Below are 23,031 nucleotides of genomic sequence, written 5' to 3'. Positions count from 1 at the left end.
CGACCGGCTGCTCGCCGGCATCGGCGAGAACGCCGGCGTGGTCCGGGTCAGCGACGAGCTGGCGGTGACCTTCAAGGTCGAGTCGCACAACCACCCGAGCTTCGTCGAGCCGTACCAGGGCGCGGCGACCGGGGTGGGCGGCATCGTCCGCGACATCCTCGCCATGGGCGCCCGGCCGGTCGCGGTGATGGACCCGCTGCGCTTCGGCGCGGCCGACCACCCGGACACCGCCCGGGTGCTGCCCGGCGTGGTCGCCGGGGTCGGCGGCTACGGCAACTGCCTGGGCCTGCCCAACATCGGCGGCGAGGTGGTCTTCGACCCCTGCTACCAGGGCAACCCGTTGGTCAACGCGCTCTGCCTGGGCGTGCTGCCGGTCGACCGGCTGCAGAAGAAGGACGCCACCGGCCCCGGCAACGTCGTGGTGCTGATGGGCGCCAAGACCGGCCGGGACGGCATCGGCGGCGTGTCCGTGCTGGCCAGCGCCACCTTCGACGAGGGCAGCGAGCAGCGCCGCCCGTCCGTGCAGGTGGGCGACCCGTTCATGGAGAAGCTGCTGATCGAGGCGTGCCTCGAGCTGTACGACGCCGAGCTGGTCGTCGGCATCCAGGACCTCGGCGGCGCCGGCCTGACCTGCGCCCTGACCGAGACCGCCGCCTCCGCCGGCACCGGCATGCGGGTCTGGCTGGAGCGGGTGCCGCTGCGCGAGCCCTCGATGGAGCCGCACGAGATCCTGGCCAGCGAGTCCCAGGAGCGGATGCTGCTGGTCGTCGCCCCCGACAAGCTGGAAGCGGTGCTCAAGACCGCCGAGAAGTGGGGCGTCTGGGCCACCGCCATCGGCGAGGTCACCGCGCCGTCGCCGGACGGCCAGCCGGGCCGGCTGGTCATCACCTGGCGGGACCAGCTCGTGGTCGACGTGCCGCCGGGCTCGCTTGTCGACGACGGGCCGGTGTACGCCCGCCCGATGCGCGAGCCGGCCGACCTGATCCTGCTCCAGGCCGACCGGGCCGAGACGCTGCCCCGGCCGGGCAACCCGGAGGCGCTGCGGGAGACCGTGCTGCGCATGATCGCCTCGCCGAACCTGGCCGACAAGACCTGGGTCACCGAGCAGTACGACCGCTACGTGCTGGGCAATACCGTGCTCGCCCAGCCGGAGGACTCCGGCGTGATCCGGATCGACGAGCGGACCGGCCTCGGCGTCGCCCTCTCCGTCGACGGCAACGGCCGGTACGCCCGCCTCGACCCGTACCACGGCACCAAGCTGGCGCTGGCCGAGGCGTACCGGAACGTGGCGGTGACCGGCGCGAAGCCGATCGCCGTGACCAACTGCCTCAACTTCGGCTCGCCGGAGGACCCGGGCGTGATGTGGCAGTTCGCCGAGGCCGTCCGTGGCCTGGCGGACGGCTGCCTGGAGCTGGGCATCCCGGTGACCGGCGGCAACGTCAGCTTCTACAACCAGACCGGCCCGGCGCCGATCCACCCCACCCCGGTCGTCGGCGTGCTCGGCGTGCTGGACGACGTGGCCGAGCGGGTGCCGATGGGCTTCGTGCCCCGGGCCGCCGGCGACCACGACCAGATCTTCCTGCTCGGCGAGACGCACGTGGAGCTCTCCGGGTCCGAGTGGGCCTGGGTGACCCACGAGCACCTCGGCGGCGTACCCCCGATGGTGGACCTGGCCCGCGAGCGCCAGCTGGCTGACCTGCTGGCCGAGGCGGCCCGGGTGGGGCACCTCAGCTCCGCCCACGACCTCTCCGACGGCGGTCTGGCGCAGAGCCTGGTGGAGTCCTGCCTGCGGCGCGGGGTGGGCGCGCGGGTCGTGGTGCCGGAGCGGTTCGACGGCGGCTCGATGCCGTTCGTCTACCTGTTCAGCGAGTCGTCGTCCCGGGCGCTGGTCTCGGTGCCGCGCGGGCACGAGAAGGCGTTCACGGCGCTCTGCGCCGAGCGCGGCGTGCCGTGGGAGCACATCGGCGTCACCGACCCGGCCGGCGGCGCGCTGGAGGTGTACGGCCAGTTCCGGATCGGCCTGGACGAGCTGCACGCCGCGCACGCCGCGACGCTGCCGAGCCTGTTCGGCGGCGTCGAGGCGACCGCGCCGGACGCGCTGCGGGCCGCTCCGGCGGTCGCCGGCCCGCCCACCGGCACCGACCCGCGACCGACGGCCGCCGCTCCGGCGGCTGGTGCCCCGGTGGCCGAGGGCGGCGTGACCGAGCCGGCCGCCGAGGCAGTGGCCGGGGAGCCGGAGGCGTCGGCTGCGGAACCCGTCGCGGACGCCACGGCTGTCCAGCCGGGAGCGGGCGCCACGGCTGTCGAGCCGACCACGGACGCGGCGGCTGTCGAGCCGGGCGCGGACGCGGCGGTGGCGGAGCCGGGCGCCGAGGGCGTGGCTGCGCGGCCGGCGGCCGATGGCCCGGTCAGCGAGCCGGCAGCGGACGCGGGACCGACCGAGGTGGAGTCCGGTGACGGCGCGGAACCCGGTCCGGCTCAGCAACGCTGAGGCGGTTGCGGCTGCGGTCTTCGCCCAGCCCGGATCCGGCGCCCGGTTCGACTGGGGGCTGACCGGGGCGGCGGAGCTCGGCCGGGTCTGCGCCGCCCTGGTGGTGGTGGACGTGCTGTCGTTCACCACCGCCGTCGACGTGGCGGTCGGCCGGGGCATGCGGGTACACCCCTTCCCGTGGGGGGAGCAGGCCGCCGAGTACGCCCGCCGGGTCGGCGCGGTGGCGGCGGTGGGCCGCCGGCAGGTGAGCGAGGAGCGCCCGTGGTCGCTGTCGCCGGCGGCGCTGAGCCGCGCGCCGGTGGTGAGCGATCTGGTGCTGCCGTCGCCGAACGGCTCGGCGATCAGCGCCGCCGCGAGCGCCACCGGCCTGCCGGTGGTGGCCGGCTGCCTGCGCAACGCCCGGGCCGTCGGCCGGTGGCTGCGCGAGCAGGGGTACGGGACCGGCGACGCCCCGGTCGGGGTGATCGCCGCCGGGGAGCGCTGGCCCGACGGCTCGCTGCGCCCGGCGGTGGAGGACCAACTCGGGGCCGCCTGCGTGCTCGACGCGATCTCCGGGGCGCCCGGCGGGCTCTCGGTCGAGGCGGCGATGGCGCTGGCGGCGCTGGCCAGCACCCCCGACGTGCCGGCCGCGGTGCGCGGCTGCGTCTCCGGGCGGGAGCTGATCGAGGGCGGCTTCGCGGCGGACGTGGAGGTGGCCGTCCAGGTGGGTGTCTCCACGGTGGTGCCCGTGCTACGGCAGGGTGTCTTCACCGCCGCCTGAGCCCGAGGGCCGGCTGCTCGCGGTGGCGGGCGGGCATCCGCGATCAGCGCGGTGAACACCCAGCGTCACGTCGGCGGCCAGCGGTGCCCCCGAACGCGTGATACCTCAGAGTCATCATGATGACTCTGAGGTATCACCGGCTCCGAGGTGTCCGGGGCTCGTCGCCCGGCGCGGTCCGCGCGGCGGTCGGCCTCGCGTCGGTCAGTCGTCCAGCCAGTCCAGCCGGCGGCCGCCCCGGTCCTGCTGCGGCCCGTCGCCACGACCCCGGCCGGGCTGCTGGCCCTGCTCGTTGTAGTAGCCGCCCTGCTGGTCGTACGAGTGCTTGTCGTAGCCGCCGCCGCGCTGCTCCGGCGGGTACCCGTCCTGGCCGTAGCCGCCGCCCTGGCCGCCGTACCCCGCCTGGTCGCCGTAGCCGCCCTGGTCGTAGCCGCCGCGCTGCTGCTCCGGGGCGTACCCGCCGCCGCGCTGGTCGTAGCCGTCGTACCCCTGCTGGCCGCCGCCGTAGCCGCCGCCCTGACCGCCGCCGTAGCCACCCTGGCCGCCGTAGCCGCCACCGGGGTCCGCCGCGGCGTGCCCGCCGCCGTACGAGGGCTCCTGGCCGTAGCCGTGTCCCGGCTCGCCGGTGGGCTGGTAGGTGCTGGTCGGGTAAGGGTCGGCGGGCGGCGCGTAGGACTGGGTGCCCTCGCCGCCGTACCGGCCGGTCGGCTCGTCGTAGCGCTCGCCGTAGCCGCCACCACCCTGGCCGCCGCCGTAGCCGCCGGCCGGGGCACCGTAGTCGGGCCCACCGCGGCCGGCGCCGGAGGACGGCGCGTTGCCGTAGCCGCCACCGGAGGACGGGGCGTTGCCGTAACCGCCGCCCGAGGACGGGGCGTTGCCGTAACCGCCGTAGCCACCCTGGCCGTGGGCGTCCTCGCCGTAGCCGCCACTGCCGGCCCAGCCGGGCTGACCCCCGCCGCCACCGAAGGCGGGCGGCGGCGGTGCGCCGTACGGGTCCGGCGGGACGTCGTCCACCACCGGGCGCTGGAGCATGGTGGGTGCGTCGTTGATGGCCGTGCCGCCGACCATGGTCGGGTCCGGCCCGGCGCCGACCCGGTTCACCACCCGGGTCTGGTCGTCGGTGCCGCCGTACCCGCCGCGGGCGGCCGGCACCGCACCGGCCGGCGCGGCCGCGGGGCCGTCGTCGTCGGCGTTCTCCTTGCGCTTCATCAGCAGCAGCACGATGGTGCCGACGCCGACCGCGACGAACAGGCCACCGAGCAGGATCAACAGCCACGACGGGCCGCTGTCCGGCGCCTCCGACGCGGCGTTCTCGGCCTGCGCCGGGGGCGCCTCGGTGGCCTCGTCCTCGGTGGCCGGCTCCTCGGTCGGCTCCTCCGTCGGCACCGGCTCGGCGGTGGCCGACGGGGTGGCGCTCGGCTTCACCTCGACCGGGATGGCCAGGCTGATCCGCTGGCCGGTCAGGCTCTGCCCGGCGTTCGCGCTGATGGACTTCGTGTTGACGATGTTGTCCTTGCTGGCGCCGAGCTGGATCTGGCCGGGCGTGATCGGCGCGCTCTTGGAACCGGTGAAGCGGAAGTTGCCGTTGCCGTCGCTGGTGGTCTGGTAACGGTGGCCGCCGGAGTCGAGCAGCATCACCGTGGCGTTCGGCACCGCGTCCCGGTTGGCCGTGACGATCACCTTGCCGGAGATCGTGTTGACCGTCTTGACCTCTTCCGGGGTCGGCGACGGTGGCGGGGGCGCGTCCGGCCCGCGCACGGTCATGGCCCGGGAGTCGCTGCCCTGGTCGCCCTGCGCCTTGGCGGAGACGGTCACCTGGCCGGACCTGGTCTGCCCATTTTGCAGGTCACCGGCGACCAGGGTGACGGTGAAGTCCACCGACGAGCCGGGCGGGACCAACCGGGTCGAGTCACAGCCGCCCCGGCAGGACAGGCCGTTGAAGGTCGAGACGGTGATGGCGAACGGCGTCGGCGCGTCGTTGTTGTTCTTGACGCTGAACGTCATCGTGGTCTGCTCACCGCTGGTCAGCGTGCCGGACGGCAGGTCCGTGATCTGCACGTCCGGGTTCGCGGCGAGAGCCGGTGTGGCGGGGACGGTGAGCAGCGCGCCGGCAACCAGCGCTACGACCACACCGGCCCGAAGCTTCCAGGCACGTCGGTGTGTTGACACGTCCACCGCCTTCCGGTCTGACTACCCTGGCCGGGGCCGGGATCATCACGGTACGAAATACGCCGTCGGCAACTATGCCTTGTCTGACTGGATCGGCGCGACCCAGGGCCGACGTGCCGCCGCTCGCCGCGGGGTCGTATCGTCCCGTCGTGTCCTCTCCGCACATTAAGTCCGCCGCGATCTCGGCGGCGCTCGCCGCGCTGGGCGAGGGGCGCGAGCCCGAACGGCCGGTGCTGCGAGATGCGGTCCGTGCCCTGCTGACCCTGCTGGCCGAGCGGGCACCCGGCCGATCGGTGGAGGTGCGAGTCCCACCTTACGGTGCAGTTCAGTGTGTTCCCGGCCCACGACACACCAGGGGTACGCCGCCGAACGTGGTGGAGACGGACGCGGTGACCTGGCTGGCGGTGGCGACCGGCCGGCTGGGCTGGGCGGACGCGGTCACGCAGGGTCGGGTCCGGGTGAGCGGGGTCCGGGCCGACCTCTCCGGGTACCTGCCGCTCCAGCAGGGCTGACGCCGGTTCGGGCGGGAATTCCCGGGCAGTTGGGTGACGCAGCGCAGTGAGATCGTGACTTTCTGTGTCGACCCGGTTCGCGTACACTGTCAGGCGACGACAGTGGTCCCGGCCCAGTGGTGCGGAGCATTCCCCGCCTTCCGCCAGGCCAGTCCAGCATGAGGGAGCGGCACGTGCCCCGAGGCGATGGCCGGCTGAGCCACGACCTTGATCCCCAACGACCCGGCCCCCAGGACGCGTGTGGCGTCTTCGGCGTCTGGGCCCCCGGTGAGGAGGTCGCCAACCTCACCTACTTCGGGCTGTACGCCCTGCAACACCGGGGTCAGGAGGCGGCCGGCATCGCGGTGAGCGACGGCTCCGGGGTGGTGGTCTACAAGGACCTCGGGCTGGTCGCCCAGGTCTTCGACGAGCCCACCCTGGCCAGCCTGCGCGGCCATGTCGCGATCGGGCACGCCCGCTACTCGACCACCGGGGCCTCGACCTGGGAGAACGCCCAGCCGACGATCCGGGCGACAAGTGCCGGCACCACCATCGCGCTGGCGCACAACGGCAACCTGGTCAACACCGCCGAGCTCCAGCGGGAGGCCGTCGCGCGGGAGCTGGTCGCCGACGCCGCCACCAACGACACCTCGCTGGTGACCATGCTGCTGGCGAGCCGGCCCGACCTCTCCGTCGAGGCCGCCGCGCTGGAGGTGCTGCCGCGGCTGCGCGGGGCCTTCAGCTTCGTGTTCATGGACGAGTCGACGCTCTACGCGGCCCGCGACCCGCACGGCGTACGCCCGCTGGTGCTGGGCCGGCTGGAGCGCGGCTGGGTGGTGGCCAGCGAGACCGCGGCGCTGGACATCGTCGGCGCCAGCGTGGTCCGCGAGGTGGAGCCGGGCGAGCTGATCGCGATCGACGAGGACGGCCTGCGCTCCACCCGGTTCGCCGCGCCGGAGCCCAAGGGCTGCCTCTTCGAATACGTCTACATCGCCCGCCCGGACGCCACCATCGCCGGGCGCAACGTGCACGCCGCCCGGGTGCAGATCGGCCGCCAGCTCGCCAAGGAGCACCCGGTCGAGGCCGACCTGGTGATCCCGGTGCCGGAGTCCGGCACGCCGGCCGCGATCGGGTACGCGGAGGCGTCGGGCATCACCTACGGCGCCGGCCTGGTCAAGAACCCGTACGTCGGGCGCACCTTCATCCAGCCGTCGCAGACCCTGCGCCAGCTGGGCATCCGGCTCAAGCTGAACCCGCTGCGGGAAAACGTGCGGGGCAAGCGGCTGGTGGTGGTCGACGACTCGATCGTCCGGGGCAACACCCAGCGGGCCATCGTCCGGATGCTGCGCGAGGCCGGCGCGCTGGAGGTGCACGTCCGCATCTCCTCGCCGCCGGTGAGCTGGCCGTGTTTCTACGGCATCGACTTCGCCACCCGGGCCGAGCTGTTGGCCAACGGGCTGGACAACGAAGGCATCCGGCGCTCGATCGGCGCCGACACGCTGGGCTACGTATCGCTCACCGGTCTGATCGGGGCGACCGAGCAGCCGAAGACCCGACTCTGCCGGGCGTGCTTCGATGGGGAGTACCCGATCGAGCTGCCGGCGGGGAACCTGATCGGCAAGCACGTCCTCGAAGGTGTGGGGCGCCGGGTCGCCGACCTGGTCCCGGAGCACACCGATCCCGCACTCGTCGCCGCACCGGGCGGCGCGACCGTACACCGCCCATAGCACCACCCGGCGCGGGCCGGCCTGCAACGCGGCCCGTGAGAACCACAAAGGGGAGAACCGTGACGCACGTGTCCGAGCGCAGCGGCGCAGGAAGCAGCCCGTCCGGAGCCGGCGGCGACCGCCAGCCCTGGACGGCCGGCACCGGCCGCGCCGCGCGCAAACGCTCGGTCTCGTACGCCGACGCCGGGGTGTCGATCGAGGCGGGCGACCGCGCGGTCGAGCTGCTCAAGTCCAAGGTGAAGCAGACCCGCCGGCCCGAGGTCATGGGTGACCTGGGCGGCTTCGCCGGCCTGTTCCGGCTGGACACCAAGAAATACAAGAACCCTATCCTGGCCTCGTCCACCGACGGCGTGGGCACCAAGCTGGTGATCGCGCAGCAGATGGACATCCACGACACGGTCGGCATCGACCTGGTCGCGATGGTCGTCGACGACCTGGTGGCCTGCGGCGCCGAGCCGCTGTTCCTGCTGGACTACATCGCCACCGGCGAGGTCGTGCCGGACAAGGTCGCCGAGATCGGCGCGGGCATCGCCGACGGCTGCCGGTACGCGGGCTGCGCCCTGCTCGGCGGCGAGACCGCGGAGCACCCGGGCGTGCTCCGCCCGGACGAGTACGACATCTCCGCCACCGGCGTGGGTGTGGTGGAGGAGAGCGCGATCCTCAGCTCGGAGCGGGTCGAGGTGGGCGACGTGGTGATCGCCATGCGTTCCTCGGGCCTGCACTCCAACGGCTACTCCCTGGTCCGGCACGTGCTGCTCGGTGCCGGCCGGATGCGGCTGGACGTGGTGATCGACGACTTCGGCCGCCAGCGCACGCTCGGCGAGGAGCTGCTCACCCCCACCAAGATCTACGCGCAGGACTGCCTCAAGCTGATCGCCGAGGCCGAGGTGCGCGCGCTGGCCCACGTCACCGGCGGCGGTATCCCGGGTAACCTGGTCCGGGTGCTGCCGGAGCACGTCGACGCGGTGGTCAACCGCTCCACCTGGAAGCCGCAGCCGGTCTTCGACCTGATCCAGTCCAAGGGGCGGATCGAGGACCCGGAGATGGAGGCCACCTTCAACATGGGCGTCGGCATGTTCGCCGTCGTCTCGGCGGAGGACGCCGACCGGGCGCTGGCGACGCTTACCGGCCGTGGGGTGGACGCCTGGCAGGCCGGCGAGATCATCGAGGGTTCCGGCAACGTGCAGATGGTCGGCCAGCACACCCGGGGTTGATGATCACTCTGCGGTGATCATCCGAGCACCTGATCAGCTCTTCACCCGAGTGGCCATCGCCGCCTAGCCTGAAGGTCGCTCTCAGGCAGGGGGAGGGAGGGCCGATGGCTGCGCCAACGGGCGCCCGTACGGGCATGCGCGGCGTCGCCGCCGTGCCCACGTACGTGGTGATGCAGCCGACCACCCTCTGCAACCTGGACTGCGTCTACTGCTACCTGCCGTTGCGCGGCGAGGACCGGCGGATGCCGGTGGCGGTGGCCGAGGCGGTCGCCGACGCGGTGCGGCCGTGGGCGGCGGCCGGCCGGTTCTCGGTGGTCTGGCACGGCGGCGAGCCGCTGGCCGCCGGCCGGGAGCACTTCGCGGCGCTGCTCGCCCCGTTCGGCCCGGACGTCGAGCACCACGTGCAGACCAACGCCACGCTGATCGACGACGCGTGGTGCGCGTTCCTGGCCGAGCACCGGGTGCGGGTGAGCGTGAGCGTGGACGGGCCACCGGAGCGCAACGGCGACCGGGTGACCCGGGGTGGGCGGCCGGCGTACGACCGGATCCTGCGCGGGATCACCGCGCTGCGCCGGCACGGCCTGCCGTTCTCCGCTCTCGCGGTGGTGAGCGAGCCGGGCCCGGGGCGTGCCGCCGAGCTGTACGACTACTTCCTCGACCTGGGCTGCGACGTCCTCGGCATCAACATCGAGGAGACCGAGGGCGTCAACACCCGGTCGAACGCGCACGAGGCGGCCGCCGTGACGGCGTTCTGGGCCGAACTGGTCGCGGCCTGGCGGCGGGACCCCCGGATCCACCTGCGCGAGGTGGAGTGGTCCCTGCGATACGCGGCGGCGATCCTGGACGGCACCGCCGACGATCTGCTGCCACGGCGGCTGGACCCGATCCCGACGATCGGCCACGACGGGTCGGTCACCGTGCTCTCCCCCGAGCTGGCCGGCTTCACCGACCCCCGGTACGGCGACTTCAGCAGCGGCAACGTGCTGGCGACCCCGCTGGGGGAGATCCTGGCCGGCGCCGAAGGCACACCCTGGGTGGCTGAGTTCCTCACCGGGGTGGAGGCGTGCCGGACCTCCTGTCCGTACTTCGGCTTCTGCGGCGGCGGCCACGCGGCCAACCGTTACTTCGAGCTGAAGCGTTTCGACGGTACGGAGACCGAGCACTGCCGCAACAGCAAGATCCGCCTATTGGAGGGAGTGTTGGAGCATGCCCGAGACGAGGAGTCATCGGCAGCCTGAGCGTGGCGGGGAGGCCGGCGGGGATCCGGTGGCCGACCGGGTCCGCGAGGCGGCCGTCGGGTTGACCGCACTGCTCCGGGAGGCGGAGACGGCGCGCCGGCTGCGCGCGGAGGTGGCCGGTGGCGACGGGGCCAGCGCGGTCTGCGCCTGGAACCACTTCGAGAACATCCCGACGTTCTACAACTGGAACAACCGGCCGCGCTGAGCGCGGACCACGATCAAGGGGCCTGCCGTGCCACCCGGCCCGGCAGGCCCCTTGATCAGCGGTGGTACGCCGGGCCTTCCAGCCGACACATGGGTGAGCACGCGGGTGTCACCGCGTGCTCAGCTGTGTCCGTGGTTCAGCGGGTCGTACGCGCCCAGGAATCCGGGTCGTCGTCCGCGTGGTCCTCGTCGTCGTCGTCGACATACTCTTTGTAGTCGTCGTCGAAGTCGTGGTCCGACTTACCAGCTCCCGCCAGTTCGCGCTGCAAGGCGGTGAGGTCGGTGTTCGGGGAGTGGTACTTCAACTCCCGGGCCACCTTCGTCTGCTTGGCCTTAGCACGGCCGCGCCCCATGGCTCGACCCCCTCGCACAGAATTCGGGGCAGCCCGAAGGCGGGCCCCGATGACGTCAGGCATCTCTCGTGGCTCTTACGGTACATGGGGATGCCACCGTTCGGCACCTCGGGTTACCGCTGGCCGGCTCCGCGCGTCGCGGTCACCCGGCCGTGACCCAGTGTACCGGGTAAGGAGCGACTGCCGGGGCGGCCATGACACCGGTCAGACCGCCGTAAATCACCCCAAGTTCAGCTTAGCGGGGGCGATGGGCGGGCTCCACCCGGGAACGGGACATCGGCCCGTCCCCGGGAGTGGCCCCGATCACCCCAGCCGGATGGTGCGCAGCCGACCGATCTCCGCCATCCGCCGCTCGGCGAGCCGATCCGCGGCCACCGCCGGCGGAACGCCCTCGTCGTCGGCCAGCCGCAGGATCTCCCGGGTGGTGTCGTAGATCTTCGTGGCCCGCAGCTTGGCCCGGTCGAAGTTGAAGCCCTCGATCTCGTCGGCCACCTGGATCACACCACCGGCGTTCACCACGTAGTCGGGGGCGTAGAGGATGCCCCGGTCGGCGAGGACCTTCTCGATGCCCGGGTGGGCGAGCTGGTTGTTGGCCGCGCCGGCGACCACCTTCGCCCGCAGCACCGGCACGGTGTCGTCGTTCAGGGCGCCGCCCAGCGCGCACGGGGCGTACACGTCAATGTCGGCGGCGACCAGCGCGGCGCCGTCGTCGACCAGGGTGACCTGCGGGTAGGTTGCGCGGGCCCACTCCAGCGCCTTCGGGTTGACGTCGGTGGCCACCACCTCGGCGCCGTCCTCCACCAGGTGCCCGGTGAGGTACTTGCCGACCTTGCCCAGGCCGGCCACGCCGACCCGCCGGCCGGCCAGGCTGGGGGTGCCCCAGGTGTGCTCGGCGGCGGCCCGCATGCCCTGGAAGACGCCCCAGGCGGTGAGGATCGACGAGTCGCCGGCCCCGCCGTGCTCCACGCTGCGGCCGGTGACATAGCTGGTCTCCCGGGCGATCACGTCCATGTCGGCGACGTAGGTGCCGACGTCGCAGGCGGTGTAGTAGCGCCCGCCCAGCGACTCCACGAAGCGACCGTACGCGCGCAGCAGCGCCTCGCTCTTGAGCTGCTCCGGGTCGCCCCAGATGACCGCCTTGCCGCCGCCGAGGTCCAGCCCGGCCAGGGCGTTCTTGTAGGCCATCCCGCGGGAGAGGTCGAGCACGTCGGCCAGCGCGGCCTCCTCGCTGGCGTACGGGTAGAACCGGGTACCGCCGAGCGCGGGGCCCAGCGCGGTGGAGTAGATGCCGATGATCGCCTTGAGGCCGCTCTGCTTGTCCTGGCAGAAGACGACCTGTTCGTGGCCGCTCGACCCCGGGTCGTCGGTGCTCGCGAAAACGCCCATTGCTTGCTCCTGTCGGTGTGCGGCCTTGTGGGCCGCTGCCCTGGTGGACGCCGGCGGGGATGCTGCCGGTGCCGCTGAGCCTAATATCGCTCGGTGCCGCCCTGTCGGCCGCGTCACGCGGGATCGGAGACGCCGACCGGGGTCGGCTCCACCAGTCGTGGGAGGATCGCGCCGTGCCGTCGCTCTTCGCTTCTTATCTGCGCGTGTACGAGCCGCTGTCCGCCTTCGACCGGGATCGCCAGTCGTTCTGGCGGCGGTACGTCTCCGACGGCCGCGCGGTGGCCCCGGCGGACGGGCCGGTCCGGCAACGTACGGCGGTGATCGAGGCGCTCGGCGCGGGCTGGACGCGGCTGCCCGACCTGCCGGACGAGGCGTACGTCGTGGAGACCGACGAGACGCTGCTGGTCTGCCCCTGGAACCTGCGGATCCGGGTGGCCGAGGCGGCGCTGAGCGCCCGGGACGGGGTGCCCTCGGTGCTCGCCGACGCGTTCGTCCCGCCGGTGCTGGCCGGCCAGGCCAAGGCGGTGGTGGACGACTGGCGCAGCGGCGCCCGGGTGCTGGAGCACGGGGTGCCCCGGGTGCACGAGCAGATCGCCACCTGGGGCGTACCGCTGCGGTGGTTCGTGCTCTTCGACGCCGGCGAGCGGGACCTGAACACCCGACCGGGGCGGCGGTCGCTGCGCTACCGGACGGAGATCTCCAAGGCGCGCCGGCGGTCGTCGCGGGCGCTGTCGGTGCTGCGCAAGTCGGTCGGCGAGGCGCCGATCACCGAGGCGGTCGAGGAGGCCGCCCGCTGGCTGGAGGAGTTCCACCCGAGGTCGCTGGTGGAGCTGGACTACGGCGGCCTGGTCGAGCTGCTGCCGGACGAGACGCTGACCGCCGACGACTCGCCGGAGCTGGTCGCGGCCGGCCTGGCGGCGTTGTCCCGCAGCGAGGCCGAGGAGGCCTCCGAGGCGTACGACAAGCTGGTGGCGCGGTGGCGGGCGGTGCAGTTGCTGGAGCGGTGCAACTGACTACATATCGCCCAACAGGGCAGGTCAACCCGAGACTGTCTCGTAGCTGACGCTTCACCAGGGGTGATCATCAGTCCGATTAAGGTAGTTTTCGCGGTGTAAAAGTCGTAAAAATCGGGCATGGTTCATCCGTCCGTCTAGGGACCTTCAGCCGTTCGGCCCATGTCGGACATCGGGGACTAGCCGGACCATGGGAGACGCGTCGGCCGGCGGGACCCCGGCCGATGTCTATACATGTGGAGGAGTGACCGATGGCATCGCGAACGCACGAACCAGAGCCGCTGCTCACGCCGGCCGAGGTGGCGTCGATGTTCCGTGTCGACCCGAAGACGGTGACCCGGTGGGCCAAGGCGGGCAAGTTGAGCGCCATCCGGACCCTCGGCGGACACCGCCGCTATCGCGAGTCGGAGGTGCGGGCTCTGCTCCAGGGCCAGATCCCGCAGCAGCGGCAGGGAGACTGACGGCCGGGGGGCGTCGACAGGCGTTCGGATCCAGGGGTGGTGGGCGACAAGCCCGCCGCCCCTGATTCGTTTCCAGGGTGGGGCCCGAGCCTCGCCGCGAAGGCGGGGCGCGCCCGATCTCCTCGCCACCCCCCGCCCCGCACGGGTATCGCCCTAGGCCGCACCCCCTCAGGGCCCTGTTTCACAAGAACGGGCCGCCCTGCGGCGGGCCCGGACGACGACCGGCTGCGTTGCGGTTTCGTCCGGATACCGGTGTGGTATCCGGACGAAACCGCGCCTTGCCGGACCGCCGCCCGGACTCCGCCTCGGCTCGACCGCCCTTATGAAACAGGCCCTATGGGGGCGGTCGGCAGCCTACGAACTTGATGTCGTAGACGAATCAGCGTTGCCACGGAATCCCGCGATCGGGGTGCTTCTCGCGGGCGGATGATTCGTTGACGACATCAAGTTGGTAGCCTGCGCGGCCCATCAGTCACTGGCGGGATCCCGCCCGCCGATAAGGGCTCGTCGAGCACGATGCGCAGGCCGACCGTGCCCGCCTCGCCCCGGCGCAGCCGGCTGCCGAGCAGCGTCAGCCGGCCGATCATCCGGTACTTCTGCTTGAGCAGGCGCCGCACCCGCCGGGTGCCCTCCGGGTCGCAGACCGTCGCCCGCCCCGGCACCGCCGCGCCGTGCGGCCGGCCCCGTACGTCGCAGGGGGCCACGGTCACCGTGCCGTCGCGCCGGATCCGCTTCACCTTGCCGGAGTCCGCCACCGTCCAGACGGTGAGCGCGTCACCGTCGCGCACCGCCCACACCGGGGTCGCCACCGCCCGACCGTCCTTGCGGAACGTCGTCAGCAGGACGTACTTCTCCGCCGCCAGGCGGTCCAGCTCCGTCACGCCGCCAAGGATACGGCCGCGACAGCCAACCACCGGCCGGATAGCGTGATCGCCGTGAGCGCGAGGAGTGAGCCGGGTTTGCGAGCCCCGCAGTCGCGAACAGAGACAGCGGCCGTGATCGGGGAACCGCAGCTCGGCGACGTGTTCGGCGAGATGATCCGGGACGCGTACGCCGTGGCGACCGGGATCGGGCCCCGGCCGCTGGTCGGCGGGCGGCTGCCCCGTCCGGTCATCGAGATCATCGAGCGGGACGACGGGCTGATCAACGGCGCGCCCACCGAGCACTACCTGGCCGGGCCGGCGGACTGGCAGCCGTACGATCGGCGGGCGGTGGACCGGGTCCGCGGCCGGACCCTCGACGTCGGGGTGGGCGGCGGCCGGATCGCGCTGCACCTGCAGGAGCGCGGGGTGCCGGTGACCGGCCTGGACACCTCGGTCGGGGCGCTGCGGGTGTGCCGGCACCGGGGGCTGCGCGACCTGGTGCACGGCACGGTCGACGAGCACGCCGCCGACGACCGGCGGTACGACACCTTCCTGCTGCTCGGCAACAACGTCGGCCTCTTCGAGGGGCGGGAACGGGCACCGGCCTTCCTCGCCGCGCTGGCGGCGCTGGCCCGTCCCGGCGCGCGGATCATCGCGCACGGCACCGACCCGTACGGCACCACCGATCCGGTGCACGTCGGCTATCACGAGCTCAACCGCCGGCGTGGGCGGCTCGGCGGGCAGCTGCGGCTGCGGCTGCGCTACCGGCAGTTGGGCACCGACTGGTTCGACTACCTGGTCTGCTCGGTGGCGGAACTCGCCGAGCTGGTGCACGGCAGCCCGTGGCGGCTGACCGACGTGGACGACGCCGACGCCCCGTACTACCTGGCGACGCTCGCCCTCAAGCGTTAGCAGGGGCCCCTGCTAACGCCCACCGCGATGGGAGGGGCCCCTTGTTAACGCCCAGGCGTTAACAAGGGGCCCCTCCTTACATCTCAGAGCTGGACGGTCGGGGGGAGCTGCTCGGGCGGCAGGCCACCGTCGCCGTCGACGACCTCGTCCGGGGTGCCGTCCTCGTCGATGTCGACCATGGTGACGTCCACCTTCCCGTCACCGTCGGTGTCGAACTGGAACAGGTCCGCCTTGCCGTCGCCGTCCGTGTCGACCACCCAGACGTCGGTCTTCCCGTCGTGGTTGGTGTCCGCGCGCAGCAGCTCCACCCGCTCGTCGCCGCGGGTCTCCACGGTTTCGTTCCCGGTCGCGGTGCTGTCGAGGCTCTCCGGTGCCTGGCTCATGTCGACTGGTTCCTTCCCTCGGTTGACGGCCGTCAGTACCCGATCCGGTCGGCCCCCACGCATGCCGCCCGGCGTGCCGCTGCATAGGGTCGCACCCAGGAGCGAGCGGCCGCGCGCCGGAGACCCCGTGCGCCGCGCCAGCAGCGAGGGAGCGTCATGAGTGGTCGTTTTGTGGTCGTCGGGGCCGGCACGATGGGCCTCGGCATCGCGTACGTGGCGGCCGGCGCGGGATACCGCGTCGAGCTGGTCGAGGTGGACCCGGCGCGCGGCGCCGCCGCCGCGGCACGCCTCGGCGAGCTGTGGGAACGCGGCGTGCAGCGGGGCAAGCTGACCGCCGACGAGGCGGCGGCCAACCGCGGCCGGCTCAGCCCGCGTACCGGCCTGGCCGAGGTGGACCCGGCGCCCGAGGTGATCGTCGAGGCGGTGCCGGAACGGCTCGACCTGAAGCGGACGGTGCTGCGCGAGGCCGAAGGGCTGCGCCCCGCGCTGCTGGGCAGCAACACCTCCAGCATCCCGATCGCCGAGCTGGCCGCCGGGCTGGACCGGCCGACCGAGTTCGTCGGCCTGCACTTCTTCAACCCGGTCTGGGCGATGGCGCTGCTGGAGATCGTGGTGGGCCCGGCCACCGCCCCGGAGACCACCGACGCGGCCGTCGCGCTCGCCGGCCGGCTGGGCAAGGACCCCGTCGTCGTACGCGACATGCCCGGCTTCGCCACCTCCCGGCTCGGGGTCACCCTCGGCCTGGAGGCGATCCGGATGGTCGCCGACGGGGTGGCCAGCCCGGCCGACATCGACAAGGCGATGGTGCTCGGCTACCGGCACCCGGTCGGCCCCCTCGAACTGACCGACGTGGTCGGGCTGGACGTGCGGCTCGACATCGCACGTACCCTCCAGGCCGCCTACGGCGACCGGTTCGCGCCGCCGCCGCTGCTGGTGGAGATGGTCGCCGCCGGCAAGCTCGGCAAGAAGTCCGGCCAGGGCTTCTACCGCTGGGTGGACGGGCGCCGGGACGCGGCGGAGGCCGGCCGGTGACCGGGCTGCGGGTCGAGGAGCGGCCGGACCGGCTGGTCGTCACGCTGGACCGGCCGGAGAAGCGCAACGCCATCGACGCCGACCTGATCGGCGAGCTGCACGCGGTCTGCGCCGAGCTGGAGGCCCGGCCCCGGCTGCTGCTGCTCACCGGCGGCGCGGAGGGCATCTTCGCCGGCGGGGCGGACATCGGCCAGCTCCGCGAGCGCGGCCGGCTCGACGCCCTCGCCGCCATCAACCAGGCCGCCTTCGCCCGGATCCGGGCCCTGCCCCTGCCCACCGTGGCCGCCGTGGACGGGCCGGCGCTGGGCGGCGGCGCCGAGCTGGCGTACGCCTGCGACCTGCGGGTCTGCACGGACCGTGCGGTGTTCGGCCAGCCGGAGGTGCGGTTGGGCATCCTGGCCGGCGCGGGCGCCACCTACCGGCTGCCGGCGCTGGTCGGCGAGGCCCGGGCCAAGGAACTGCTTTTCACCGGCCGGCGGGTCGACGCCGCCGAGGCACTGCGGATCGGCCTGGTCAACCAGGTGGTCGAGCCGGCCGGCCTGCTGGCCGCCGCGCACGCGCTGCTCGACGAGATCGCCAAGGGTTCGGCGCTGGCGCTGCGGCTGACCAAGCTGGCGGTGGACGCCCCGGCCGCCGCGCACCCGCAGCTCGACCTGCTCAGCCAGGCGGTGCTCTTCGAGGACGAGGAGAAGCACCGCCGGATGACCGAGTTCCTGGAGCGCCGCCGGTCCCGCTGACCCCGGTGACCCGACGAGGGCCGCACCGGTACGCCCGGCGCGGCCCTCGCGTCGTCCTCAGTGCCGGATCGGCACCCCGGCGTCGGCCAGCGCGCGGATCACCGCGGCCGACTCGGCGAAGCCGATCAGCAGCACGGCCTCCGCCTCGAATGCCTTGATCTCCTGGGCTCCGGCGGTGAAGTCGACCGGGGGCGCCTTGGCGTCGGCCGGCGGATCGTAGGTCAGCAGCTTCAGCCGGTCGGCGCCCATGCCGGCCCGCTCCAGCTCGGCCCGGACGCTTTCCTGGAGGCCCTCGCCGTAGCTGTCCTTCCGGGCCACCAGGGCGATCTTGTGCGGGCCGTCGCGCAGGATCACGTCGGCCAGCGCCCGGCCCTGGAGGCTGTCCGGCGGGGCGGTGCGGAAGTAGAGCCCCTTGTCGTCCACCGTGGTCAGCCCGGCGTCGGTGTTGGACGGGGAGAAGAGCACCCGGCCGGCGGCCACCACGTCCGGCAGCACCGCGCTGGAGATGCTCGACGCGCCGGCGCCGATGATCACGTGCACGCCGGCCTGGACGTGCTTCTTCACGGTGGCCTTGGCGATCGCGGGGTTGGTGCCGTCGTCGCCGGGGATCCAGGTCACCGGCTTGCCGAGCACCCCGCCGGCCGCGTTCAGGTCCCGCACCGCCAGGACGGCGCCGGCGGCCAGCGGCGGGTTGGCCAGGGCCAGGTCACCGGTCTGCGGGAGCAGGCCGCCGAGGACCAGCGGGGCGTCCTCCGCCGGGCCGCGCTGCTTTTTCGGCTTCGGCGGCGCCGTGGTGCTGGCGGCCGACTCGTCGCCGGCACCCACGAACTCGGTCTTGGCGTCGTTCAGCTGCTGCCCGTCGAAGTGCAGCGTGCCGTAGCTGGCGGTGGCCGGCTCACCGGCGTCGGTGAACCCGGCCCGGGTGACCGAGACGCTGCGGTACTCGATGTCCCGGCCCTCGCGGGCCAGCCGCAGGCAGGCCGACACCGTCTCGCAGCGCTGCCCGTTGTTGGTCACCCCGACGATCTGCTTGGCGATCGCCCGCGGGTTGGTGGTGCCGGCGAGCTGCGCGGCCAGCGCGCTGATCGCCACCGCGTCGTACGACTCGGCGGCGTAGAGAAAGTCGGTCAGCTTCGGGTCGACCGACCGCAGCCGCTTCTTGAAGTCCTCGGGCAGCGGCGTGAGCGGGGTGGTGCCCTTCATGCCGTCGACCAGGTCGGCCCGCTCCTTCAACTCCGCGGGGTAGGAGTTGAGCATGTTGCCGTCGGTGCCGTAGAGCCGCACCTGCGGGGGGCCGCTCTTCTCCTCCTCGGGACCGTCCGTCCCGCACGCGCCGGCACCGAGCAGGAGCGCCGCGCAGGCCACCAGGGCACCGGCCCGCGAGCCGCGTGTTACGAGCATGGTCGTCCTTCCTCCGGCGCACATCCGCTGGCACATTAGCGTGCCGGCCCGAACGGTGGGATCGAGGAGTGCCCTCAGTCGGCTGCTCGACAGTGCACCGACACCCACCGTCACCGAGGAGCGCGTACGGGTCACCGGTTGACCGGTGTGCGTACTGTGCGCCACGTGACCGACCAGCTACAGCAGACCCTCGACGACGCGACCGCGGTGCTCCGCTCGGCGCTGGACGGTGACGGCGACGCCGTCGTCGGCACCTTCGACCAGGTGGTCGACCGGTCCGGTCTCGCCGGGGCGTACGGGGTCGCGTGGTGCCTCGCCGCGACGATGGTGGGCGACCCGCCCGCCGCCGGCACCTGCGCCCTGGACTTCCCCGACATCGACCGGGTCGGCTACGACACCCGCTGGGTGGCCCGGTTCGTCAGCGCGTACGCCAATCACGACGCGGCCACCGGCGAGGCGCTCTTCGGTGCGGCGGTGGCCGACGGGCTGCTGCCGGACTGCCTGCTCACCCTCGCCGGCTCGACGGTGGCGACGCTGCGCAGCCGCGGCGGCCCCCGCTGACCCCGCGGCGCCCGGCCGGGGGGCGGGCGCCGCGGGGCCGGGCGTCAGAACGCGTGGTACGCCACCAGCGGCTCGTACTCGTAGCGCAGATTGCTGAAGCGGACCCGGAAGTTCACCCCGTCCTTCACGCCGGTAGCCACGGTGAACCAGCCCGAGCGGGCGGGCAGGTAGGTGATCCGGTTGCACCGGTCGGTCTTGTCCACGAAGATCACGCAGGCCTCGGTGCCGAAGGCGCTGTCGTTGCGGACGTTGATGTCCTGGCAGCGGCTGCTGGTGCGGTAGGGGCCCGCGTCACCGCCCCAACCGCCGGTCTCGAAGTACGAGCGGACCGCGCCGCCGTAACAGGTCGCGGCGAGGCCGGCCGGCTCGGCCGAGGCGGGGGAGCCGACGGCGAGCAGGGGCAGCGCCGCGGTGGCGGCGAGCAGGCGGGCGGCCGGATGGGCCATGCGTGCCTCCAGAGGTAGGGATGGACCCTGTGTTGCGGACAGGGCGCGGAGCGTGGTGATGGTACCCGTCGATGTCTTGCCGGCCGAGGGGTGCCGGCGTCCCGGCGTGTGATAGCTCTGGTGGCATGTCCGAGGCCATGCTCAGCAAGGTGCGCAAGCTGCTGGCCAAGGCCGAGGACCCGGCCTGCCCGCCGGCCGAGTCGGCGCTGTTCACCGCGAAGGCGACCGAGCTGATCGCCCGCTACGGCGTGGACCGGGCGCTGCTCGCCGCCCGGGACCCGGCCAGCGACCCGGTCGGCGACCGGCTGGTCGACGTGGTCGCCCCGTACGCCCGGGACAAGGCCGGCCTGCTCGTCGCGGTGGCCGACCCGCTGCGCTGCCGCTGCGTACGCCGGCAGCAGGGCGACGGGTTCGTGCTGCACCTGTTCGGGTTCGGCAGCGACCTGGAACGGGTGGAGCTGCTCTTCACCTCGCTGCTGGTGCAGGCGGCACATGGCCTGGCCGCCACGCCGGTGCCCGCCGGGGAGCATCCGGGCGCGTTCCGCCGCTCCTGGCTGGCCGGCTTCGCTCAGGCGATCGGGGAGCGGCTACGGGCGGCCGAGGCGGCGGCGGTGGCCGACGCGGGGACGGCCTCGACGGCGTTGGTGCTGGCCGACCGCTCGGACCGGGTGGCCCGCCGGCTCGCCGAGGCGTACCCCCGGGTTCGCACGGCGCCGCGCCGGCGGCTGGCCGGCGGCGGCTTCGGTGCCGGTGAGTCCGCCGGCCACCGCGCGGACCTGGGTGATCCGTCGGTCCCCGGGCGGTCGGCCGCCCGCCCCCTGCCGGGCTGACCCCGGCCGGGTCAGGAGTGGCGGCTCAGCGTGGTGAGGGTGGCGAGGTAGCGGGAGAGCAGCTCGGCCCAGCCGGCGGTGAGCGCCTGCCGGTAGCCCTCGGCGGCCTCGCCGTGCCGGTCGAAGTGCCGGTGCTCCACCTCCACCCGGGTCCGCCCGTCCCCGTCCGGCTCGAAGATCACCTCGACCTCGCTGGCCCGCGCCGGGTCGGGCAGCGGTGCCCGGTCCGGGCCGATCTGCCAGGTGAAGACCAGCCGTCGGGGCGGATCCCAGGTGAGCACCCGGCCCCAGTCGGAGCGGAAACCGTACGGCCCGATCTCGTAGAGCATGCCGCCGGCCCGGGGTTCCATCCCCAACTCGGCCAGCGCCTGCGGCCCGGACCAGGTGTATTCGTGGACCCACCAGTCGGTAAGCGCCCCGGTGAAGACGGCGAACGCCTGCTCGGTGGGCGCCGGGGCGAGGAGAACCGTCCGCAGGGAGAACCGGTCACTGTCCTGCCGGAGACCGTCGGGGCCGGCCATCTCCTGTCCCATAGGCCCGGACCATACCGGCTCATGCCCGGGTGCGCAGCTTCCGTTTTCCGGACCGATACCAAGCTGGTTTCCGACCGGATACCGGGTTTCTGCGGGGGCCGGGACCGGGCGGATGGGAGGCCGTGGAGCGGGTAACCGTCGCGCGACTCCCGACCGGGGTGGGGGTCGCGGCTCCCGACCGGGGCCGGGCCGGCGGAGGTGAGTGGGGACCGATGACTGACAGCGGGGAACGGGAACCGGAGCGGACCGGGCAACCGGCGGTCGGCCGGGACGTCGAGCCGGACGTCCTGCTCGACATCCCGGAGGTGTCGGTCGACTCGATCCGGCTCGCGGTGGACCGCCTCGATGCGGACGTGTCGCTGCGTACCCGGCTGGCGAACCTGCTCCAGCTCGACGCCGGGGTGCGGGTACACATCGAGGGCGTCGAACTGGACATCTCCGGGGTGCACGCCGAGGCGCTGCTGAAGGTACGCCTGGAGAAGCTGGTGGAGATCCTCGATCGGGCGCTGACCACGATCGACCGCAACCCGGAGATCATCACCGCGCTGGCCCGGACCGCCGAGGCCGGCGTGGCGGACATCGGGGCGGTCACCGGCGAGGTCACCTCGGGGCTGGGGCGGCCGCTCGGCTCGATCGAGGCGGTGGCCGAGCAGGCCGGGCAACGGATCGGCGAGGTCGGCGCGGTGGCCGACGAGACGCTGCGCCGGGGTGCGGCGGCCCCGGGGCCGACTCCACCCGCTCCGGCCAGCCGCCCCACGCCTCCGGACCGGGGACCGGCCGGCGGGGAGGCTACCGGCGGGAAGCCGCCGCCGGGTCGGGAAGCCGCCGGCCGGGAGTCCCCGCCCGGCGGGGAAGCCGCTGGCGCAGCGTCGCAGGGCGGGAAGGCCGGTGACAAGCCGCCGTCAGGCCGGGAGGAAACCGGTGCGAAGTCGCCGTCGGGCCGGGAAGAAACCGGTCCGACGTCGCCGCGTAGTGGGGAGGCCGGGGCAGGGGCGGCGGCCCGATCCGCCGGGCGGACCGGTGGTCCGGCGAGCGGCCCGGCTCGACCGGGCGGCGGACCGCAGGGCGCCGGGCGGGCCGGTGGCGGCCAGGGTGGTCACGGCGGCGCGACGACGGGCGCCCAGCTCGCCGGTCAGGCCGGCGAGGCGCTGCGCCAGGCCGGCCGCAGCGTCTGGGAGGCGATCCAGGCCGGGGTGGCCCAGCGCCGCCAGCGGTGACCCGGGTCGCCTCCTCGACCGGCTGGGCGAAATTGCCGCACCTGCCCTCCGACAGGCGGACCGGGTCGCTCCCGTGGCCGACGCCCATCTGTTCCCGGCGGCTGCTCGCCCGGTCCGTGCTCTGGTGGCGTCCGCCGGCTGTGCCTGGGTGGCTGCTCGCCCGGTCCGTGCTCTGGTGGCTGTCCGCCCGTCCAAGCCCAGGCGGCTGCCAAGGGCTGTGACTGGGCAGCCCGGGCCGCCGGCCGGTCGCCCCGCCGCCACCGGCAGAGGGGACCCTTGTTCGTGCCCTACCAACTTGATGTCGTAAACGAATCAGTGCCCCGGGACCCGGACCGAGCGCGGCTGGGCCGTGGTGGGGTTTGCGCTGGTGACGCCGTTGCGCTGGCTCCCGGCCGGAGACATCGAAGTTCGCCGTGATTCGTCTACGACATCAAGTTGGTAGGCGCCGAGAAGGTACTCCTGGCCTCGGCCCGAGGGCCAATACGGCCGGGCTTCCCACCACGGCCGGGCTTCCCACCACGGCCGGGCCCCCACCACGGCCGGGCCCCCACCACGGCCGGGCCCCCACCACGGGCGGGCCCCCACCACGGGCGGGCCCCCACCACGGGCGGG

23 protein-coding genes are annotated in these 23,031 nt (G+C 73.5%); 15 read left to right on the top strand and 8 right to left on the bottom strand.

The window, feature by feature from the left end:
• Window positions 1-2,491: phosphoribosylformylglycinamidine synthase subunit PurL (gene purL, locus K7640_RS29520; protein ID WP_222958230.1), on the top strand; the 2,491-nt coding region annotated here is incomplete at its 5' end.
• The gene (locus K7640_RS29515; protein ID WP_308042858.1) at window positions 2,454-3,251 is read left to right on the top strand and encodes a 2-phosphosulfolactate phosphatase; all 798 of its coding nucleotides are present in this window, start codon (window positions 2,454-2,456) and stop codon (window positions 3,249-3,251) included. The genes purL and K7640_RS29515, both read left to right, overlap by 38 nt.
• 201 nt (window positions 3,252-3,452) lie before the next feature.
• On the opposite strand, the gene K7640_RS29510 is transcribed toward K7640_RS29515, so the two are convergent.
• Complete coding sequence (locus K7640_RS29510) at window positions 3,453-5,378, bottom strand: carboxypeptidase-like regulatory domain-containing protein (protein ID WP_308042856.1); 1,926 nt, start codon at window positions 5,376-5,378, stop codon at window positions 3,453-3,455.
• Between the two features lie 218 nt (window positions 5,379-5,596).
• Between K7640_RS29510 and K7640_RS29505 the strand changes: the two genes are divergently transcribed.
• From K7640_RS29505 to amcA, 5 genes are all read left to right on the top strand, one after another.
• Entirely contained in the window at window positions 5,597-5,929 is a 333-nt protein-coding gene (locus tag K7640_RS29505) for a sterol carrier family protein (RefSeq protein ID WP_374198140.1), read from the top strand.
• 173 nt (window positions 5,930-6,102) lie between these two features.
• The gene (gene purF / locus K7640_RS29500; RefSeq protein ID WP_222958226.1) at window positions 6,103-7,635 is read left to right on the top strand and encodes an amidophosphoribosyltransferase; all 1,533 of its coding nucleotides are present in this window, start codon (window positions 6,103-6,105) and stop codon (window positions 7,633-7,635) included.
• 59 nt (window positions 7,636-7,694) lie between these two features.
• Entirely contained in the window at window positions 7,695-8,849 is a 1,155-nt protein-coding gene (gene purM, locus K7640_RS29495) for a phosphoribosylformylglycinamidine cyclo-ligase (RefSeq protein ID WP_222958225.1), read from the top strand.
• A 134-nt stretch (window positions 8,850-8,983) separates the two neighbouring features.
• The gene (gene amcB / locus K7640_RS29490; protein WP_222958231.1) at window positions 8,984-10,087 is read left to right on the top strand and encodes a cyclophane-forming radical SAM peptide maturase AmcB; all 1,104 of its coding nucleotides are present in this window, start codon (window positions 8,984-8,986) and stop codon (window positions 10,085-10,087) included.
• Window positions 10,056-10,292: a multiple cyclophane-containing RiPP AmcA gene (amcA, locus tag K7640_RS29485; protein ID WP_222958224.1), complete on the top strand. Its 237-nt coding sequence runs from the start codon at window positions 10,056-10,058 to the stop codon at window positions 10,290-10,292. Before amcB ends, amcA begins: the two co-directional genes overlap by 32 nt.
• Window positions 10,293-10,428: 136 nt before the next feature.
• Here amcA and K7640_RS29480 read toward each other — a convergent pair whose 3' ends face one another.
• On the bottom strand, window positions 10,429-10,644 hold the full coding sequence (locus K7640_RS29480) for a DUF3073 domain-containing protein (protein WP_222958223.1): 216 nt from the start codon (window positions 10,642-10,644) through the stop codon (window positions 10,429-10,431).
• Between the two features lie 303 nt (window positions 10,645-10,947).
• A complete protein-coding gene (locus K7640_RS29475; RefSeq protein ID WP_222958222.1) occupies window positions 10,948-12,030 on the bottom strand; it encodes a Glu/Leu/Phe/Val dehydrogenase in 1,083 nt (360 codons plus the stop codon).
• A 173-nt stretch (window positions 12,031-12,203) separates the two neighbouring features.
• Between K7640_RS29475 and K7640_RS29470 the strand changes: the two genes are divergently transcribed.
• Both K7640_RS29470 and K7640_RS29465 read left to right on the top strand, forming a co-directional pair.
• Entirely contained in the window at window positions 12,204-13,043 is an 840-nt protein-coding gene (locus tag K7640_RS29470; protein WP_222958221.1) for a hypothetical protein, read from the top strand.
• A gap of 251 nt (window positions 13,044-13,294) precedes the next feature.
• On the top strand, window positions 13,295-13,504 hold the full coding sequence (locus K7640_RS29465; protein WP_007073996.1) for a BldC family transcriptional regulator: 210 nt from the start codon (window positions 13,295-13,297) through the stop codon (window positions 13,502-13,504).
• A gap of 443 nt (window positions 13,505-13,947) precedes the next feature.
• Here K7640_RS29465 and K7640_RS29460 read toward each other — a convergent pair whose 3' ends face one another.
• Entirely contained in the window at window positions 13,948-14,385 is a 438-nt protein-coding gene (locus K7640_RS29460) for a PPOX class F420-dependent oxidoreductase (RefSeq protein ID WP_222958220.1), read from the bottom strand.
• Between the two features lie 114 nt (window positions 14,386-14,499).
• Here K7640_RS29460 and K7640_RS29455 point away from each other — a divergent pair, with 114 nt between their 5' ends.
• A complete protein-coding gene (locus K7640_RS29455) occupies window positions 14,500-15,279 on the top strand; it encodes a bifunctional 2-polyprenyl-6-hydroxyphenol methylase/3-demethylubiquinol 3-O-methyltransferase UbiG (RefSeq protein ID WP_222958219.1) in 780 nt (259 codons plus the stop codon).
• An 83-nt stretch (window positions 15,280-15,362) separates the two neighbouring features.
• Here K7640_RS29455 and K7640_RS29450 read toward each other — a convergent pair whose 3' ends face one another.
• Window positions 15,363-15,662 (bottom strand): hypothetical protein, encoded by a 300-nt coding sequence (locus K7640_RS29450; RefSeq protein WP_222958218.1) that lies wholly within the window; start codon window positions 15,660-15,662, stop codon window positions 15,363-15,365.
• 156 nt (window positions 15,663-15,818) lie between these two features.
• On the opposite strand from K7640_RS29450, the gene K7640_RS29445 reads away from it, so the two are divergent.
• Window positions 15,819-16,694, top strand: a complete 876-nt coding sequence (locus K7640_RS29445; RefSeq protein ID WP_222958217.1) for a 3-hydroxyacyl-CoA dehydrogenase family protein — start codon at window positions 15,819-15,821, stop codon at window positions 16,692-16,694.
• Window positions 16,691-17,431 (top strand): enoyl-CoA hydratase/isomerase family protein, encoded by a 741-nt coding sequence (locus K7640_RS29440; RefSeq protein WP_222958216.1) that lies wholly within the window; start codon window positions 16,691-16,693, stop codon window positions 17,429-17,431. Before K7640_RS29445 ends, K7640_RS29440 begins: the two co-directional genes overlap by 4 nt.
• Before the next feature lie 57 nt (window positions 17,432-17,488).
• Here K7640_RS29440 and K7640_RS29435 read toward each other — a convergent pair whose 3' ends face one another.
• On the bottom strand, window positions 17,489-18,832 hold the full coding sequence (locus K7640_RS29435) for an ABC transporter substrate-binding protein (protein WP_222958215.1): 1,344 nt from the start codon (window positions 18,830-18,832) through the stop codon (window positions 17,489-17,491).
• Window positions 18,833-18,997: 165 nt separating this feature from the next.
• Between K7640_RS29435 and K7640_RS29430 the strand changes: the two genes are divergently transcribed.
• Complete coding sequence (locus K7640_RS29430; protein ID WP_222958214.1) at window positions 18,998-19,393, top strand: hypothetical protein; 396 nt, start codon at window positions 18,998-19,000, stop codon at window positions 19,391-19,393.
• Between the two features lie 44 nt (window positions 19,394-19,437).
• Here the strand turns inward: K7640_RS29430 and K7640_RS29425 are convergent, their stop codons facing one another.
• A complete protein-coding gene (locus K7640_RS29425) occupies window positions 19,438-19,839 on the bottom strand; it encodes a hypothetical protein (protein ID WP_222958213.1) in 402 nt (133 codons plus the stop codon).
• A 125-nt stretch (window positions 19,840-19,964) separates the two neighbouring features.
• Between K7640_RS29425 and K7640_RS29420 the strand changes: the two genes are divergently transcribed.
• Window positions 19,965-20,669 carry a DUF2786 domain-containing protein gene (locus tag K7640_RS29420; RefSeq protein WP_222958212.1) on the top strand — a complete coding sequence of 235 codons (705 nt, stop codon included), beginning with the start codon at window positions 19,965-19,967 and terminating at the stop codon, window positions 20,667-20,669.
• An 11-nt stretch (window positions 20,670-20,680) separates the two neighbouring features.
• Here the strand turns inward: K7640_RS29420 and K7640_RS29415 are convergent, their stop codons facing one another.
• Complete coding sequence (locus K7640_RS29415) at window positions 20,681-21,202, bottom strand: SRPBCC family protein (RefSeq protein ID WP_222958211.1); 522 nt, start codon at window positions 21,200-21,202, stop codon at window positions 20,681-20,683.
• Window positions 21,203-21,414: 212 nt separating this feature from the next.
• Between K7640_RS29415 and K7640_RS30525 the strand changes: the two genes are divergently transcribed.
• Window positions 21,415-22,419: a hypothetical protein gene (locus tag K7640_RS30525; RefSeq protein WP_255610197.1), complete on the top strand. Its 1,005-nt coding sequence runs from the start codon at window positions 21,415-21,417 to the stop codon at window positions 22,417-22,419.
• The last annotated feature ends 612 nt before the right edge of the window (window positions 22,420-23,031 follow it).

This window comes from Micromonospora sp. PLK6-60 (assembly GCF_019890675.1).
In the GTDB taxonomy this organism is placed as follows: Bacteria; Actinomycetota; Actinomycetes; order Mycobacteriales; family Micromonosporaceae; genus Micromonospora.
This window is presented reverse-complemented; position numbering and strand designations above follow the sequence as displayed.